Raw genomic sequence first — 17,332 nt, 5'->3', positions numbered from 1 at the left:
CCCTTGGCGGTACAACTTCCGTTGTTACGAGGAAACACCCCTTGTGTTCCGGGGGCTCCTGAAAAAGAAGGGGGCCCCTGGTGCGACACGCAACCTCCCCCCCGCACCCGCAGCCGGACCCGGTGTCGCTGGACCAGCGGACGGTCGAGCGGAGGCTGCCGCCGGCTGTCTGATCTTCCGGGTCATGGCGGTGGCGGACCGTTCCGGGCCGCCACCGGGGTCACACGGGCGCCGTTCAGGCGAGCCCGGCCACCAGTTCCGCCACCGACCTGCGGCGGCCGGTGAAGAACGGCACTTCTTCGCGAACGTGCATCCGGGCCTCGGAGGCACGCAGGTGCCGCATGAGGTCGACGATGCGGTACAACTCGTCGGCCTCGAAGGCGAGGATCCACTCGTAGTCGCCCAGGGAGAACGAGGCGACCGTGTTGGCCCGCACGTCCGGATAGCCGCGCGCCATCTTGCCGTGGTCGGCGAGCATGCGGCGACGGTCCTCGTCGGGCAGCAGGTACCAGTCGTAGGAGCGTACGAAGGGGTAGACGGAGACGTAGTTCCGCGGCGTCTCGTCGGCCAGGAAGGCCGGGATGTGCGACTTGTTGAACTCGGCGGGGCGGTGCAGCGCCATGTTCGACCAGACCGGCTCCAGAGCTCGTCCGAGCCGAGTGCGGCGGAACAGGTTGTACGCCTCCTGGAGCTCGTCCGAGGTCTCCGCGTGCCACCAGATCATCAGGTCCGCGTCGGCCCGCAGACCCGAGACGTCGTACGTGCCACGAATGGTGACGTCCTTGGCGGCGAGCTGGTCGAAAAGCTCCTGGACCTCGTCGGCGTAGCCGGCACGGTTCTCGGGCAGCACGTCGCGCAGCTTGAAGACTGACCACAGGGTGTAGCGGATGACCTCGTTGAGGTCCTTCGCCTTCTTACCGGCGTTCGGAATCTTTTCTGGCGCACTCATGACGCTATTCTCGCCCGTCGCGGACAGTGCCCCGTACCAGGGGGGTCGTGGCGATGATCTCTTCCGCCGCGCGCTGCCCGCTGCCGATGCACGCGGGGATGCCGACACCGTCGTAGGCCGCACCGCAGACCCGCAGGCCGGGCAGCTTCGCGACGGCGTCCCGGACCCGAGCGACGCGGGCGAGGTGACCCACCGGGTACTGCGGGAGGCCGTCGATCCAGCGCGTGACGTCGGTGGCGACCGGGCGGGCGGCGAGTCCGGTCGCCTCGCCCAGGTCCGCCAGGGACACCGCGACCAGGTCGGCGTCCTCCCGCTCCAACTGGTCCTCCTCGCCGTAGCGGCCCACGGAGGTGCGCAGGACGAAGAGGTCCGGCGCGCCGTCTGCGACCCACTGCCACTTCTGGGCGGAGAAGGTCGACGCCTTGATGGTGCGGCCGTCCACGGGCGGGACGAGGAAGCCGGATCCGGCAGGGAGCCCGGCCACCTCGCTGCGCCGGAACGCCAGGGTCACCAGTGCCATCGAGGCGTACTCGACCCGGGCGAGCTCCGCGGAGGCGGCGGGCGCCTCGTCGGCGAGCAGCACGGAGGCCGACCAGGCGGGTGCGGCCAGGACGACGCCGTCGGCATCGACGTGGCCCCGGTCGGTACGCACGCGCCAGCCGTCCGCGGTGCGGGTCAGACCCAGCACCGGCGTCTCGGTGCGGATCTCCCCGCCACCGGCCCGTACGGCGTCGGCGACCGCGAGCGGGAGGGTACCGATGCCGCCGTCGAGACCCATGAACACGGGGCCGGCCGCCTGCTGCTGCACGGTCCGTCGCCGTACCTCGCGCACACCGTCCAGCAGCGATCCGTGGGCGGCCCTGGCCGCCTCGAAGAGCGCGGGGACGGACGCCTGCATCGAAATGCGGTAGGCGTCGCCCGCGTACACGCCCCCGAGCAGCGGCTCGACGAGCCGGTCGACGACCTCGCGACCGAGGCGCTGTGCGACGTAGGCGCCGACGGCCACGTCGTCGTCGAGCTCGGCCGGGGGCAGGTCGCGTTCCTGCTCGATCCGGGCGAGGCCCTCGGCGGAGAGGAACCCGGTGAGCGCAGTGGCGCCGTCCGGGACGCCCATCACATGCCCCTTGGGCATAGGTCGGAGCGCGCCCCGGGTCCAGACCGAGGCGGTCGTGGTGGCCGGGGGCTGCAGCCGGTCACCGAGGCCGACGGCACGGGCGAGGTCCACCGCCTCGGGGCGGCGGGCGAGCATGGATTCGGCACCCAGGTCCACGCGGGCACCGGCGATCTCCCCCGCGTGGAGCTTGCCGCCGAGCCGGTCCGAGCCCTCCAGCACGGTCACCCGCGCTCCCGCGGTCAGCAGCCGGTGCGCGGCCGCGAGTCCGGCGATACCGCCGCCGATGACGACGACGTGGCCCGTGGGTGCGTCTGGACGCTGCGTGTCCGGGTGCTCTGAAGTGCTCGGCATGCCCCCACTCTCTCAAACGCCCCCGGGCGACCCGTAACGAGTCCTGACCGTGACTGCTTCGGAATCGGAGAACGGCAACCCCCACCCCGCCTCCGGCGTCGAACCTGCACCATCAACCACCACCCTTGGGGGACCGACATGGGTGCACGACGTACGGTCGCGGCAGCACTCCTCATCGCCTCGCTCGCGCTGGCCGGCTGCAGCGCGACCGAGGACGTCTCGGCGTCGACCGCGGGCGACCAACGGGCGCAGCCGGCGGAAGCCGACGCGAAGGCGGGCGCACCCGGCAGTGGTGACACGGCCGCGAAGCCGCCCGCGGGCGGCGCGCAGCGGCCCGTGCCCACGGCGACGCACATCATCAGGACGGCCGAGCTGTCGGTGGAGGTGGGGGACGCGACGAAGGCGCTCGCTTCGATCCGTACGACGGTCGACGGCGCGGGCGGACACGTCGCCAACGAGTCGACCGAGCGGGTCGACGACACACACGTGCAGACCCGGGTGGTGCTCCGCGTCCCGCAGGACCACTACTCCGCGGTCCTGGCGGAACTGGCCGGCGCCGGCAGGCTGCTGTCCCGCAAGGCCGACGCCAAGGACGTCACCGACCAGGTGGTCGACGTCGAGAGCAGGATCGCGACGCAGCGCGCCAGCGTGGCGCGGGTGCGTGCCCTGATGGACCGGGCGACGCAGCTGAGCGACATCGTCACGCTGGAGGGCGAGTTGAGCAATCGTCAGGCGGCGCTGGAGTCGCTGCTCGCCCAGCAGGCCTCGTTGAAGGACCGTACGGAGATGGCGACGATCACGCTGGAGCTGTCCGAGCCCGAGCGGCCCGTGCCCGCGGACGAAGGGAACGGTCCCGGGTTCCTGGACGCGCTGGCGGGGGGCTGGCACGCGCTGACGGCGGCGGTGCGGTGGACGGGTGTGGTGCTGGGAGCGGTGGCGCCGTTCGCCGTCGTCCTCGCGGTGTTGTACGCGGTGTGGCGGTGGCTCGTCCGCCCGCGGCTCACCGGGCGCGCCGTGCCGGCTCCGGCCGTCCGGTCGGGTGCCGCCCCCTTCCCGACCTCCGAGCGGGACTGAACGGCCGCTCCCCCGTAGCGTGTTCCGCATGGAACGACTGGTGGTCATCGGCGGCGACGCGGCAGGCATGTCCGCCGCGTCACAGGCACGCAGGCTGAAGGATCCGCGAGCGCTGGAGATCGTCGCGTTCGAGCGCTCCCCCTTCGCCTCGTACTCGGCGTGCGGCATCCCGTACTGGGTCGGTGGCGACGTGGCGGAGCGGGACTCGCTCATCGCACGGACGCCCGAGGAACACCGGGAGCGCGGTATCGACCTCCGGATGCGCCACGAGGTCACGGAGATCGACGTCGCGGCCCAGCGGGTCAGGTCCCGGGACCTGGTGGCGGGCACCGAGACGTGGACGGGCTTCGACAAGCTCGTCATCGCGACCGGTGCCCGGCCGGTGCGGCCTCGGCTGCCGGGGATCGACGCCCCGGGGGTGCACGGCGTGCAGACCCTCGACGACGGTCAGGCCCTGCTGGACACGCTCGGCAGGACGGCGGGCCGCCGCGCGGTGGTCGTCGGCGCCGGCTACATCGGTGTGGAAATGGCGGAAGCGCTGCTGAAACGCGGCTTCGACGTCACGGTCGTCAACCGCGGGGAGCAGCCGATGGCGACGTTGGACCCCGACATGGGCCTGCTGGTGCACGGGGCGATGGACGCCCTGGGCATCACCACCGTCGACGACGCCGATGTGACGGGCATCCCCACCGGCGGGGACGGCCGGGTGCGTGCGGTGTCGACGGCGGAGGGGGAGTACCCGGCCGACGTGGTGGTGCTGGGGATCGGCGTGGAGCCGGAGACGACCCTCGCGGGGGCGGCCGGCCTGCCCCTCGGGGTGTACGGGGGGTTGCTCACCGACCGTGCCATGCGGGTGCGCGGTCACGAGAACATCTGGGCCGGCGGCGACTGCGTCGAGGTGCACGACCTGGTGTCGGGCCTGGAGCGCCACGTCGCTCTCGGTACGCACGCGAACAAGCACGGCCAGGTCATCGGCGCCAACGTGGGCGGCGGCTACGCGACCTTCCCGGGCGTCGTCGGCACGGCCGTGAGCAAGGTGTGCGACCTGGAGATCGCCCGCACGGGTCTGCGCGAGAAGGACGCCCGCGAGGTGGGACTGCGCTTCGTGACGGTGAACGTCGAGTCGACGAGCCGTGCGGGTTACTACCCGGACGCTGCCCCGATGACCGTCAAGATGCTCGCCGAGCTCCGCACGGGACGCCTGCTGGGCGTGCAGATCGTGGGTCGTGAGGGCGCGGCGAAGCGGGTGGACGTCGCGGCGGTCGCGCTGACCGCCGGGATGACGGTGGAGCAGATGACCGCCCTGGACCTCGGCTACGCACCGCCGTTCTCCCCGGTGTGGGATCCGGTGCTGGTGGCGGCGCGGAAGGCGACGGCGGCCGTGCGCGCCGCGGGCGGCTGACCCGGACACGTCGCGGGCGAAGGGGGCGTGGGACCGGCGCCCCTCGGTGGCGCGGCGCGGGACGTGCGGGGAGCCGCGCAGGCCCCCCGGGGGCGGTCAGACCAGTACCCGCTGCTCCTCGGTCTTCCCGGGCACCGCCCGGTCGTCGCCCGCGCGCGGGCGACGACGACGGCTCTGCAGCCGTCGGCCGAGCCGCTGCCCGGGCAGCTCCACCAGGTGGTAGGTGAGGGCGCTCAGCACGAACAGGACGACGAGGAAGGCGAGCAGCCAGAGCAACTGCGCGGCTCCGCGGGGGTGTCCCACGTGCGCCATCAGCCGGGACAGCACGGAGATCAGCGGGCGGTGCAGCAGGTACACGGAGAAACTGACCACGCCCAGCCAGGTCAGGGCCCGGGGCATGCGGTGGCGGCGCAGCAGGAGAGCCACCCCGAACAGCGCCCAGCCCGCGAGGAACGCGCTGACCCAGGCCGTGGGGGACGCGGTCCAGGTGCGGATCTGCGCCGGCCCGTCGTTGTAGAGCAGTCCCGCCGTCGTCCCCGCCGCGAGCACGACGCCGCAGCAGGCCCATGCCGCGCCCCGGCCGAGTTGTCCCCGCTCGGCACGGTAGATCACGGTCCCGCAGAACATCGTGGCCAGGATGAGCAGGCTCTCCCACGGGGTCGACCGCGAATTGGCGATCATGAGCACCAGACCCAGCCCGGACAGCATCGTGGCCCCCGCCAGCTGCGCCGGCCGGCTGCCGCTGAGCAGGCACAGCAGCCCGAGTCCCACCAGCAGGGCGGTGCCCGCGACGAGCGTGCGGACGGACAGGTCGGGGCGCAGGCTCCACCCTGCCGCCCACGGCCCGAGGAACAGTGCCGCCCCCGCGAGCACGACCGCGGCGGAGCCGCTGCGGCGATGGGCGCCGACCATGAACAACATGGTCACCAGGTAGTAGAACACCATCTCGTAGGTCAGCGTCCACATCACCGAGAGACCGCTGCGTATCCCCAACAGGTCCTGCAGCATGGTGCCGTTGGCGACCGCTGCGAGCAGCGCGTGGTCGTGAACGGAGGGGTCGACTGCGCCGGCGCTCCGCGGCAGCAGCACGGCCGCGGCGACGAGGACCACCACGCACAGCGGGTACAGCCGGAACAACCGGCCGATCCAGAACGCCCGCACGTCCCCGCGGCGCTCCAGCGATGCCGGCACGATGTACCCGCTGACCAGGAAGAAAGCCATCACCCCGAAGATTCCGGGGTCGAACCACTCGCGCACGGCCGCTCCGAAACCCACGAACAGGTCGTTGCTCAGGTGGTGCAGGGCGACGATCAGGGCCGCGATCCCCCGGACGGCGTCGAGCCACCCGAGACGGGCTGCCGCGGGGAGAACAGATATTCGCGATCTCACCCGCGGACCCTAACAAGCCGTGCCGCGCGGGCAGGAACCGCCTCTCCCCGCGACGTTCCTCCCGCCCTCGGGTCCGGTGCCCCCTGCCGCTCCTAGCGCGCCGTCCGGGTGTGGACGTACTCCACGAGCCGGGTCAGGGCGTCGGGGTCCGTCGTCGGCAGCACGCCGTGGCCGAGGTTGAAGACGTGGCCCTCCACGCCGCTCGCCGCCTCCAGTACCTCCCGGGTCTTCTCCTCGACAGCCTCGCGCGAGGAGAAGAGGACCGCCGGGTCCAGGTTGCCCTGCAGCGCCTTGCCGGGACCCACGCGGCGGGCGGCCTCGTCCAGCGGGACGCGCCAGTCCACGCCGACGACGTCCGCGCCGGCCTCGCCCATCAGGCCGAGGAGCTCGCCCGTGCCGACGCCGAAGTGGATGCGCGGGACCCCGTACCCCTCGACGGCCCGGAACACCTTCGTCGACGCGGGCATGACCGACCGCCGGTAGTCCGCGGGAGCGAGTGCGCCGACCCAGGAGTCGAAGAGCTGCACGGCGCTCGCGCCGGCCTCGATCTGCACCGTGAGGAAGGCGGTGGTGATGTCCGCGAGGCGGTCGAGCAGGTCGGCCCAGAGCTCGGGGGCGCCGTACATCATCGCCTTGGTGTGCTCGTGGTTGCGGGAGGGTCCGCCTTCGACGAGGTAGCTGGCGAGGGTGAACGGCGCGCCCGCGAAGCCGATCAGCGGGGTGCTGCCGAGCTCGCCGGTGAGCATGCCGATCGCTTCCGTGACGTAGGCGACGTCGTCCGGGGTCAGGTCGCGCAGCCGTGCGAGGTCCTCGCGGCGGCGGATCGGCTCGGCGACGACCGGGCCGACGCCGGGCTTGATGTCGAGGTCGATGCCGATGGCCTTGAGGGGGACGACGATGTCGCTGAAGTAGATGGCGGCATCGACCTTGTGGCGGCGTACGGGCTGCAGCGTGATCTCGGTGACCAGCTCCGGTCGCATGCACGACTCGAGCATCGGAATGCCTTCGCGCACCTTGAGGTACTCGGGCAGCGACCGCCCCGCCTGCCGCATGAACCAGACCGGCGTGTGCGGCACGGGCTCGCGGCGGCACGCCTTGAGGAAGGCGGACTCCCGGAGGGCATCGGTCGTGATCTGCTGGCCAGGGGCCGGGATGTCACCGGCCGGCGCGAAGCTCTGGGGGTGGGGGAGGTCGTTGGCGCTCACGCCCAGAATCTTCGCATGTGGCGCAAGGAGCGCGGTCGGCCCGGGTGTCTCTCCCTGCACGGGGCTCGCGTTCCGCCTACTCTTCCCCGCATGGCTGCGGCTCAGGGACAGTTTTCCGATCATTCCGACGGTACGGGAGGCACGGAGGGCGTGGAGCGGAGCTCCGGTCCGCGTGCGTTCGGGCTCGCGGTCGACGCACTGCGTGCGGTGCGGCTCAGGCCGGAGATCGAGATCGAGGCGGCTCGGCCGCCGCAGCGTCTCGCGCCGCACGCGTACGCCCTGGAGGCAGCGGTCGTCCACGACGGCGAGGACCTCGCTGACGGGCGGCTCGTCCTGCTCCACGACCCGGCCGGGCACGACGCGTGGCAGGGCACCTTCCGCCTGGTGACGCTGGTGCGTGCGGAGCTCGAGCCGGAGATGGCGGCGGATCCGCTGCTGCCCGACGTGTGCTGGTCGTGGCTGACGGGGGCGCTTCAGGCGCGGGGCCTGTCCTACGGCGAGCCGAGCGGCACCGTCACCCGCGCCGGGTCCCACTACTTCGGGGGACTCGCGAACCGCCGGCCGGCGACCCAGATCGAGATCCGGGCCTCCTGGACGCCGCGCACCGGGCTCGACGGCGCCCCGGACGCGGCGACGCACCTGGCGGCCTGGTGCGACCTCCTCTGCCAGCTCGCCGGCCTACCGCCGGCGCTCGCGGGCGGCCCGGACGGCGGCGTCGTGTCACTGCCCCAACGCCGCGGTCCACAGGCCCCGTAGCAGCGAGGCACGGCAGGCCCGTCGAAGCCGGTGGTCCGTCAAAGCCCGGGGGGTCCGTCAAAGCCCGGGCCCCGCCGGCACGCGGGCACGGCCCGCAGCCTCCCCGGACGGGCTCCCGCGTGGGCGAATTCCGGCCATTTTCGCGGGATGGTGTCGGGAGGAGCCCGCACCGGCGGGCGTGCGCGATCCGCGGCCCACACAGTGTGCGACGGCGCGGTGCTGCGGGGCGCGGGCTTCCACCGTGGGGGCAGGGAGCGGGAGGCTCCTACCGCACGGTGGAGGTGGCGCCGCGGACGCCTTCGCTCGCGCCGACACCCACCCCTCGCCACCTCAGGACGCGCCCGCGGGCTTCCCCGTCGACTCGCCTCCCGTGCCGGTGACCGGGGCCCGAACGACTGCCCCGGTCACCCGCGGGCGCGATCATAAGATGATCGATCATGCGTCCGAATTGCCGGAATTGTTACTCACCAAATCGTGATCTTTCTCTAAAGGAGCGCTGGTTTGGTGCCGAAGAGGTGGTGACCCTTCAAGCCCGGTTCGCCCCGGCCTCATCCCCGAGCCGGCGCCGTCCCGCACCTTCCCAGGAGGCCTGGTGTCCGTTCTCCTCGAGCAGCCCGCAAGCCTGGTCGCCTACCGCCCCAACAAGCCGACGGCCATGGTCGTCGTGGCCGACCCGCGCGTCCGTTCCACCGTCACCCGCCACCTGTGGGCGCTCGGGGTGCGCGATGTCATCGAGGCGTCGTCCATCGCGGAGGCTCGTCCCCGCGTCGGCAACCCACGCGACATCTGCGTTGCCGACGTCCACCTGCCCGACGGTTCCGGGCTCACCCTGCTGTCGGAGACCCGTGCCGCGGGTTGGCCCAACGGCCTCGCCCTCTCCGCAGCCGACGACATCGGCGCGGTTCGCAACGCACTGGCCGGTGGGGTCAAGGGCTACGTCGTCACCGGTACGCGTACGAACCTCGGTCATCCCACCCGTCCCGGCGCCGCCCCGATCGGCGCCGCGGCCGCCCGGCTGCACCGCCGTCCCCCCGGCGCCCCGAGCCACCCGGGCGGCTACCGCGAGCTCTCGGGCCGGGAAGTGGAGGTGCTCCGCCTCGTCGCCGAGGGCCAGTCGAACAAGGCGATCGGCGTTTCGATGGGCCTGTCCGCCCTGACGGTGAAGAGCCACCTCGCCCGCATCGCGCGCAAGCTCGGCACGGGCGACCGCGCCGGGATGGTGGCCGTGGCACTGCGGACCGGCATCATCCACTGACCCGTTCGACACCGCACCGGCGTCCGTCGACGGAACGTTCCGTCGACGGACGCCGTCCGTTCACAGATACCCTTGACAGGTGACCGACGCCCAAGAGACCGCAGCAGAGCCGAACCTGCGAACCGCCGGGGGCGGCCCCCCGGACGACGGCCTCGCAGTCGAGAGGGTGCCGATCCCCTTGCTGGAGCCGCGCGAGGGCATCCCCCCGGTGGTGTCGACCCCCGAAGCCCTCGCATCCGTCGTCGCCGCGTTCGCGGCGGGCAGCGGGCCCGTCGCCGTGGACGCCGAGCGGGCGTCCGGCTACCGGTACGGACAACGCGCGTACCTCGTGCAGCTGCGCCGCGAAGGCGCCGGCACCGCGCTCGTCGACCCCGTCGGGTGTTCCGACCTGTCCGGGCTCGGCGAGGCTCTGGCCGGCTCGGAGTGGATCCTGCACGCCGCCACCCAGGACCTCCCGTGCCTCCGCGAGATAGGCATGGTGCCGACCCGGATCTTCGACACCGAGCTGGCCGGACGACTCGCAGGCTTCCCCCGGGTCGGCCTCGGGGCCATGGTCGAGTCGGTCCTCGGCTACGCCCTGGAGAAGGGCCACTCCGCCGTGGACTGGTCGACCCGCCCGCTGCCCGACCCCTGGCTGCGCTACGCCGCGCTCGACGTCGAGCTGCTGGTGGACCTGCGGGACGCCCTGGAGAAGGAGCTCGACCGGCAGGGGAAGGGAGAGTGGGCCCGGCAGGAGTTCGACGCCATCGCGTCCGCGCCGCCCGCTCCCCCGCGCAAGGACCCCTGGCGCCGCACCTCGGGGATGCACAAGGTGCGCCGCCGGCGGCAGATGGCGGTCGTGCGCGAGCTGTGGACCGCGCGGGACAAGGTGGCGCAGCGCAGGGACGTCTCCCCCGGCAAGGTGCTGAGTGACGCGGCGATCGTCGAGGCGGCCCTGGCCCTACCGGCGAACGTGCACGCCCTGACCGCCCTGAGCGGTTTCGGGCACCGGATGGGAAGGCGGCAACTGGAGCAGTGGCAGGCGGCCGTGGACCGGGCACGCGCCCTCCCGGACGCCGAACTCCCGCAACCGGGGCAGTCGGTGACGGGCCCTCCGCCGCCGCGCTCCTGGGCGGACAAGGACCCGGCGGCAGCGGCCCGGCTCTCCGCGGCGCGCGCCGCGGTGTCGGCGCTCGCGGAGGAACTCAGCCTCCCCCAGGAGAACCTGATCACACCGGACACGGTGCGCCGGCTGTGCTGGGAGCCTCCGGAGCCGACCACCGAGGCGGTGGCGGCGGCGCTGCGGGCGCTCGGTGCGCGTACGTGGCAGGTGGAGTTGGTGACGCCGCTGCTGACGGCGGCTCTTCAGGCGAGCGCCTGACGGGTCCGGCGAGGGCCGGACGCAGGTGGTCCGTGCGGACCGCCCCGCGAGGGCCGGACGCAGGGGTGCCGGTTCCGTTCGTCCTCCCGGGCGGCGCACGCCCAGTGCCGACCGCCCTGCGCAACGGCGACGCGCCGGGAAGGACGGGCACTGCCGGCACACCGCCTGGCTCCCTGGCCGCACCGACGGCCGGGGCGCCGCCCGTGCGCGCCCGCAGCGACGGACGCCGGGACCACCAGGCCGTTCGTTCCGCCCGCCCGGCACCCCGGGATCACCCGGTCGGCTCAACCGGCACACGTCCGTGCCGTCCCGTGCGTGGGGACAGCCCGGCCGGGGTAACCGTCCTGCACCGGAACGACCCCGCTGCCCGCGACCGCCTGCGGCACGGGGCTCGCGTCCCACCCGGTCGAAGGCCCCGCCCCGGACGCCTCCGGGAACCGCGGACCGGTACCCGGCCTGGATCCGCAGGGTGGAATCGCCGTCCTGCCGCGGAGCTCGCACGGGCGCCCGATCGGGTGACCACCTTCCGGACACCGCGGATCCCGCCGTCAGGCCCGTGTGACGTTCGCCGCTCCCGTGCCGAGGGGTGGGCAACCTGGTTACCCACAAGTAGCATGAGGGAGCAAGCGCACGCTTAGGCGTGCGCACGCAGCAGTGCCACCCCGCACCCTGGAGGAGAGCCATCGTGCCTCGTACCGTCAGGGACGTCGTCTTCGTCGACGGCGTCCGCACCCCGTTCGGCAAGGCGGGCCCGAAGGGCATCTACCACGAGACCCGCGCCGACGATCTCGTCGTGAAGGCGATCCGGGAGCTGCTGCGCCGCAACCCGGACCTCGACCCCAAGAAGATCGACGAGGTCGCCATCGCCGCGACCACGCAGATCGGCGACCAGGGCCTGACCATCGGTCGCACGGCCGGCATCCTCGCGGGCCTGCCGCAGTCCGTCCCCGGCTACTCCATCGACCGCATGTGTGCCGGCGCTCTGACCGCCGTGACCACGGTCGCGGGCAGCGTGGCCTTCGGCGCCTACGACATCGCCGTCGCCGGCGGCGTCGAACACATGGGCCGCCACCCGATGGGCGAGGGCGTCGACCCCAATCCGCGCTTCGTGTCGGAGAAGCTCGTCGACCAGTCCGCCCTCTTCATGGGCATGACCGCCGAGAACCTGCACGACCGCTACCCCACGATCACCAAGCAGCGCGCCGACGAGTACGCCGTGCGTTCGCAGGAGAAGGCCGCCAAGGCGTACGCCAACGGCAAGATCCAGCAGGACCTGGTGCCGATCGCGGTGCGCCGCACCGCCGTACCCGAGGGCGGCTCCGCCGCGGGTGAGGCCGGCGAGACCGGCTGGGGCCTGGTCACCGCAGACGAGCCGATGCGCCCGGGCACCACGCTGGACAACCTCCAGGGCCTGAAGACCCCGTTCCGCGTCCACGGCCGAGTAACCGCCGGCAACGCCGCGGGTCTGAACGACGGCGCCACCGCCTCGCTCATCGCCTCCGAGGACTTCGCCCGCGAGAACAACCTCCCGGTCAAGATGCGTCTGGTCAGCTACTCCTTCGCCGGCGTCGAGCCCGAGGTCATGGGCTACGGCCCGATCCCGGCGACCGAGAAGGCCCTCGCCCAGGCCGGCCTGTCCATCGAGGACATCGGCCTGTTCGAGATCAACGAGGCCTTCGCCGTCCAGGTCCTCGCCTTCCTCGAGCACTACGGCATCGCCGACGACGACGCCCGTGTCAACCAGTACGGCGGTGCCATCGCCTTCGGCCACCCGCTCGCCTCCTCCGGCGTCCGTCTGATGACGCAGTTGGCCCGGCAGTTCGAGGAGCAGCCGGAGGTCCGCTACGGCCTCACCACGATGTGCGTCGGCTTCGGCATGGGCGCCACCGTGATCTGGGAGAACCCGCACCACAAGGACGCCGGAGGCAACAAGTGAGCGAGCGCAGCGAGCGAACCATGGAGAGGTGCAGCATGTGCGAATGCCCCACCGAGCGAAGCGAGGTTGCGGCATGAGCACCACTGCTGAGCTCCTGAAGGGCGCGGCCGAGCTGTTCCCGGACGAGGTCGTCACCCAGGCGCACGTGCGCCACCTCGACCTCCCCGGCGGCGCGGGCAAGTTCGCCCTCATCACGCTGGACAACGGTCTCGACCACACGAAGCCGACCACGTTCGGCCCACAGTCGCTGGCCAACCTCAACGCCGCGATCGACAAGGTCGAGACCGAGGCAACGAACGGCGACATCGTCGGTGTCGGCATCACCGGCAAGCCGTTCATCTTCGCCGTCGGTGCGGACCTCAAGGGCGTCGAGCTGCTGAAGCAGCACTCGGACGCGCTCGCCATCGGCAAGGGCGGCCACGACGTCTTCAAGCGCCTGTCCGCGCTGGCCGTCCCGACCTTCGCGTACTACAACGGTGCGGCGATGGGCGGCGGCGTCGAGGTCGGTCTGCACTGCTCCTACCGCACGGTGTCGCAGGCCCTGCCGGCCTTCTCGCTCCCCGAGGTCTTCCTCGGGCTGGTTCCCGGCTGGGGCGGCTGCACGATCCTGCCCAACCTGATCGGGGCGGACCGTGCGATCTCGGTGATCATCGAGAACTCGCTCAACCAGAACAAGCAACTCAAGGGCAAGCAGGTCTTCGAGCTCGGCATCGCCGACGCGATCTTCGAGGGCGCCGACTTCCTGGAGCAGTCGCTGATCTGGACCGCGTCCGTCCTCAAGGGCGAGATCGTGGTCGAGCGCCCCGGGATCGACCGCGGTGACGCCTGGGACCAGGCCGTCGCGCGCGGCCGGTTCATCGCCGACTCCAAGGTGCACGGTGCGGCCCCGGCGGCGTACCGCGCCCTCGACATCGTCGAGGCGGCCAAGGACGGCGACCTGCAGAAGGGCTTCGACGCCGAGGACACCGCCCTCGCCGACCTCATCATGGGCGGCGAACTGCGGTCCGGCATCTACGCCTTCAACCTGGTGCAGAAGCGCGGCAAGCGCCCGGCCGGTGCCCCGGACAAGTCCCTGGCCCGCCCGGTCACCAAGGTCGGCGTCGTCGGCGCCGGTCTGATGGCCTCCCAGCTGGCGCTGCTCTTCCTGCGCCGCCTGGAGGTCCCGGTGGTCCTCACCGACATCGACCAGGAGCGCGTCGACAAGGGCGTGGGCTACGTCCACGCCGAGATCGAGAAGCTCCTCGGCAAGGGCCGGATCAACCAGGACAAGGCCAACCGCCTCAAGGCCCTGGTGACCGGTGTCCTCGACAAGGCCGAGGGCTTCGCGGACGCGGACTTCGTCATCGAGGCCGTGTTCGAGGAGATGTCCGTCAAGCAGAAGGTGTTCGCGGAGGTCGAGGCCGTCGCCCCGGCGCACGCGATCCTCGCCACGAACACCTCCTCGCTGTCGGTGTCCGAGATGGCCTCCAAGCTCCAGCACCCGGAGCGGGTGGTCGGCTTCCACTTCTTCAACCCGGTCGCCGTCCTGCCGCTGCTGGAGATCGTGCGCGGCGAGAAGACGGACGACGCGTCCCTCGCCACCGCCTTCGGCGTCGCGAAGAAGCTGAAGAAGACCGCGGTTCTCACCAAGGACGCCCCGGCGTTCGTCGTGAACCGCATCCTCACCCGCTTCATGGGCGAGATCCAGAACGTCATCGACGAGGGCACCCCGGTGGCTACCGCCGAGAAGGCCATCGAGCCCCTCGGTCTGCCGATGTCGCCGCTGGTACTGCTGGAGCTCGTCGGTCCGGCGATCGGCCTGCACGTCTCCGAGACCCTGAACCGCGCCTTCCCGGAGCGCTTCACGGTCTCCCCGAACCTCAAGGCGGTCGTCGAGGCCGGCAAGCGCGGCTTCTACGTCTACGACTCCGGCAAGCCCGAGCTCGACCCCGAGGTTGTTGCGCTCCTCGAGCAGGGCGACAGCGTCCTGACGGAGGAGCAGGTGCGCGACCGCGTCCTGGACGCGGTGGCCCAGGAGATCGGCCTGATGCTGGAGGAGGGTGTCGTCGCCGAGGCGCAGGACATCGACCTCTGCCTGATCACCGGTGCGGGTTGGCCCTTCCACCTCGGCGGCATCACGCCGTACCTGGACCGCGAGGGCGTGTCCGAGCGGGTGAACGGGAAGAAGTTCCTGGCGCAGGGCGTGGCGAGCGTCCCGGCGTAACGGATCCGAGCCGAAGGGCCGTACGGGATCTGCCCGTACGGCCCTTCGGGCTGCTCTCGCACTGCTTCGGGCCGCTCCCGTGGGGCGGCTCTTCGCGCTGGAGCGCCCCGGCACGGGACACCGGAGCGGGCACACCGCGCCACACGCCGCGGTGCCCCAGGGGCGTCCGCGACCCGTGTTCCGGGCAGCCGTGCGACCGGGCTGCGGGCCGTGGCGCGCGTACTCGCGCAGGCATCCCTGCCTACGCTGCCTCGGGGGAGCGCAGGCAGGAGCCCACCGCGGTCACGGGCGTCCCACCCTGCGGAGAGGACCGTTCCCGCTCCCCCTGTGGTCCGCTCCCGTCGGGGCTCTCTGCGGTCGAGGGGACGTGTCGGGGCCCGCCGGTACCGGTGGACACGGCCGGTGGCACAACGGACGGGACGGGACCGGCGGCGGATCGGCCGCCTACTCCGACCACACGATCGGGTGAACCTCGATGGTCGGCACGCCGCGGCACCACGGTCCGCGGGCGCAGGAGACGGGCGTGGCGGCCAGGCCAGGCCAGCAGCACCGGAGCGCCGTCCGGCCCGTCCGGAGCCCGCGTGCCACCGCCCCCGCGCCGCCTCTCAGGCCCGGGTCCAGGCCCCCATCGCCAGCCCCGTTTCGGCCTTCTGGCGGGTCACCCGCAGCGAACCGTCCGCGCTGAACGCGGCCAGGACGACCCGGCCGTTGCCGTCGATCGCCAGGGCGGGCGCGCCGACGCACGGCTCGCCCGTGGAGGTCCAGTCCGCGCCGGCTGTCTCGTCTTCCGTCGGGTAGGCGGCGATCGCGGGCCGCCCGTCCTTGCCGCGCTGGGCGAGGATCGTGCAGTCGCGGCCGTCCACCGGAGTGCGCAGCAGGGCGACCGGCCCGCTTCCGCCGTCACCGCCCAGAGCGACCGGGTCCATGCCCGCGCGCCAGGCATGGACGGTGCCGGAGGATGCATCGCGCCAGACGTGGGTGAGGCGCTCGCGGCCCGTGCGCTCCGAGGTGACCGAGCCGTTCGCGGCCGATGCCGTGATGTCCGCGGCGCGCTGGAACTTCACGCCCGCGGTCTCCTGCGTCCACCGCATGACGACGTCATCGGTCGGTGCGAGGACCTCCATCAGCCCGTGGTCGGTGGCCGCGGCGGCGGGCAGACCCAGCATGCCGCTGCCTTTGAAGTCCGCCCACTTGTTCCACTTTCCGTTGGGCACCTGGCTGCGGCCGCAGACACCGCCGCCCGCGTTGCGCACGAAGACGTGCAGAGAGCCCTCCCCGTCCACGACGGCGGCCGGCAGCCCTATCTGCGCCGCGAGCGCCCGGTCCTGCGGGTAGGGCGTGCCGAGCGCGTACCAGTCCCGCATCGGACGGCCCGACTGGTACTGGATGGTCTGGACGACCTCCGTGGCGATCTCGCCGCCGGCGGCGGGCGTCCGGCGCAGCGCGACGAGCTGTACGTAACCGTCGCTGTCCTGGGCGATCGCCAGGTACGGCACCAGCCCCGGCGCGCGGAAGAGCTCGGGGCCGGTCCATTCGGGGCCGCCGGCCCGGGTCTCGGTCCAGCGCAGCACGCCCTCGGGGCCCGGGGCGTAGGCGGTGAGCCGGCCGTCCTTGCCGCGCAGCAGCCAACCGGTGGTCGGGGGCAGTGAGGGGTCCACCGGGAGGGACGGCACCGCGCGCAGCGTACGGCGTGACAGCCCGTCGGTTTCCCGGGCCTCGCCCGTCCCACGCTTCGACCTCCGCACAGACCGCAGTGCCATGGCTCGTCGCCCACCTTCCCGAACCCCGTGCAAGCGCTTGATCTACGTGACGATAACACTCGGCGGAAGGCCCGAAGGCCGCCCCGAGGCGCCGGCTGTGCCACCCTCGTGGCATGGGCACTGACGAGCCGGTCCTCGTGATCGTGGACGCCGCGAACGTCGTCGGTTCGGTACCGGACGGCTGGTGGCGGGACCGGGCGGGGGCCACCGAGCGACTGCGTGATGCGCTCGTCGCCTTCGCCGAGGCGGGGGTGCCCGGCCACCCCGGTCCGGCCGAGGTGGTCCTGGTCGTGGAGGGGCGCGCGCGAGGGGTGGGATCGGTGCCGGGCGTACGGGTCGAGTCGGCGCCGGGAAGCGGGGACGACCACATCGTCGAGCTCGTCGCCCGGGCGCCGGACCGGATCCGGATCGCCGTCACGGCGGACCGCGGGCTGCGCAGGCGCGTCGAGGAGTTGGGGGCCCGGACGATGGGGCCGCGGGCGGTCCGCCCTGCGTGAGCCCGCCCCGCCCAGCGGGTGCTGCACCCGGACCGCGGTCGGCCCCGCGCGGTCGCGGTCGACCGGGGCTGGGCGGGCGGG

13 protein-coding genes are annotated in these 17,332 nt (G+C 72.6%); 8 read left to right on the top strand and 5 right to left on the bottom strand.

The genetic code is table 11. The features are described 5' to 3' along the window. Positions 1–235 precede the first annotated feature (235 nt). Together hemQ and hemG are read right to left on the bottom strand one after the other, a co-directional pair. On the bottom strand, positions 236–949 hold the full coding sequence (hemQ, locus tag ACFXOM_RS09105; RefSeq protein ID WP_384933465.1) for a hydrogen peroxide-dependent heme synthase: 714 nt from the start codon (positions 947–949) through the stop codon (positions 236–238). A 4-nt stretch (positions 950–953) separates the two neighbouring features. After that, positions 954–2,414 carry a protoporphyrinogen oxidase gene (hemG, locus tag ACFXOM_RS09100; RefSeq protein WP_384933467.1) on the bottom strand — a complete coding sequence of 487 codons (1,461 nt, stop codon included), beginning with the start codon at positions 2,412–2,414 and terminating at the stop codon, positions 954–956. A gap of 138 nt (positions 2,415–2,552) precedes the next feature. On the opposite strand from hemG, the gene ACFXOM_RS09095 reads away from it, so the two are divergent. Next, positions 2,553–3,488, top strand: coding sequence for a DUF4349 domain-containing protein (locus tag ACFXOM_RS09095; protein ID WP_384946595.1), 936 nt, complete (start codon positions 2,553–2,555; stop codon positions 3,486–3,488). A 28-nt stretch (positions 3,489–3,516) separates the two neighbouring features. After that, positions 3,517–4,890: an FAD-dependent oxidoreductase gene (locus ACFXOM_RS09090; RefSeq protein WP_384933473.1), complete on the top strand. Its 1,374-nt coding sequence runs from the start codon at positions 3,517–3,519 to the stop codon at positions 4,888–4,890. A 96-nt stretch (positions 4,891–4,986) separates the two neighbouring features. On the opposite strand, the gene ACFXOM_RS09085 is transcribed toward ACFXOM_RS09090, so the two are convergent. Beyond that, positions 4,987–6,279: an acyltransferase family protein gene (locus ACFXOM_RS09085; RefSeq protein WP_385037487.1), complete on the bottom strand. Its 1,293-nt coding sequence runs from the start codon at positions 6,277–6,279 to the stop codon at positions 4,987–4,989. 92 nt (positions 6,280–6,371) lie between these two features. After that, positions 6,372–7,484: a uroporphyrinogen decarboxylase gene (gene hemE, locus ACFXOM_RS09080; RefSeq protein WP_384933479.1), complete on the bottom strand. Its 1,113-nt coding sequence runs from the start codon at positions 7,482–7,484 to the stop codon at positions 6,372–6,374. Between the two features lie 90 nt (positions 7,485–7,574). On the opposite strand from hemE, the gene ACFXOM_RS09075 reads away from it, so the two are divergent. The 5 genes from ACFXOM_RS09075 (at position 7,575) to ACFXOM_RS09055 (ending at position 14,994) form a co-directional block, all read left to right on the top strand. Further along, entirely contained in the window at positions 7,575–8,240 is a 666-nt protein-coding gene (locus ACFXOM_RS09075) for a DUF3000 domain-containing protein (RefSeq protein WP_384933482.1), read from the top strand. A gap of 592 nt (positions 8,241–8,832) precedes the next feature. Beyond that, a complete protein-coding gene (locus tag ACFXOM_RS09070; RefSeq protein WP_093651875.1) occupies positions 8,833–9,495 on the top strand; it encodes a response regulator transcription factor in 663 nt (220 codons plus the stop codon). A 79-nt stretch (positions 9,496–9,574) separates the two neighbouring features. Continuing rightward, complete coding sequence (locus tag ACFXOM_RS09065) at positions 9,575–10,855, top strand: HRDC domain-containing protein (protein ID WP_384933486.1); 1,281 nt, start codon at positions 9,575–9,577, stop codon at positions 10,853–10,855. A 685-nt stretch (positions 10,856–11,540) separates the two neighbouring features. Continuing rightward, entirely contained in the window at positions 11,541–12,791 is a 1,251-nt protein-coding gene (locus ACFXOM_RS09060; protein ID WP_384933489.1) for a thiolase family protein, read from the top strand. 73 nt (positions 12,792–12,864) lie between these two features. Then, positions 12,865–14,994, top strand: a complete 2,130-nt coding sequence (locus tag ACFXOM_RS09055; protein WP_385037484.1) for a 3-hydroxyacyl-CoA dehydrogenase NAD-binding domain-containing protein — start codon at positions 12,865–12,867, stop codon at positions 14,992–14,994. A gap of 605 nt (positions 14,995–15,599) precedes the next feature. On the opposite strand, the gene ACFXOM_RS09050 is transcribed toward ACFXOM_RS09055, so the two are convergent. Then, a complete protein-coding gene (locus ACFXOM_RS09050; RefSeq protein ID WP_385037481.1) occupies positions 15,600–16,754 on the bottom strand; it encodes a hypothetical protein in 1,155 nt (384 codons plus the stop codon). Between the two features lie 113 nt (positions 16,755–16,867). Here ACFXOM_RS09050 and ACFXOM_RS09045 point away from each other — a divergent pair, with 113 nt between their 5' ends. After that, complete coding sequence (locus tag ACFXOM_RS09045; protein ID WP_384933496.1) at positions 16,868–17,251, top strand: NTP pyrophosphohydrolase; 384 nt, start codon at positions 16,868–16,870, stop codon at positions 17,249–17,251. Positions 17,252–17,332 lie beyond the last annotated feature (81 nt).

Origin of the sequence: Streptomyces sp. NPDC059169 (assembly GCF_042755225.1) — a bacterium.
Taxonomy (GTDB): Bacteria; Actinomycetota; Actinomycetes; order Streptomycetales; family Streptomycetaceae; genus Streptomyces.
The sequence above is the reverse complement of the archived record's forward strand: the minus strand, read 5'-3'. Positions and strand labels throughout refer to the sequence as shown.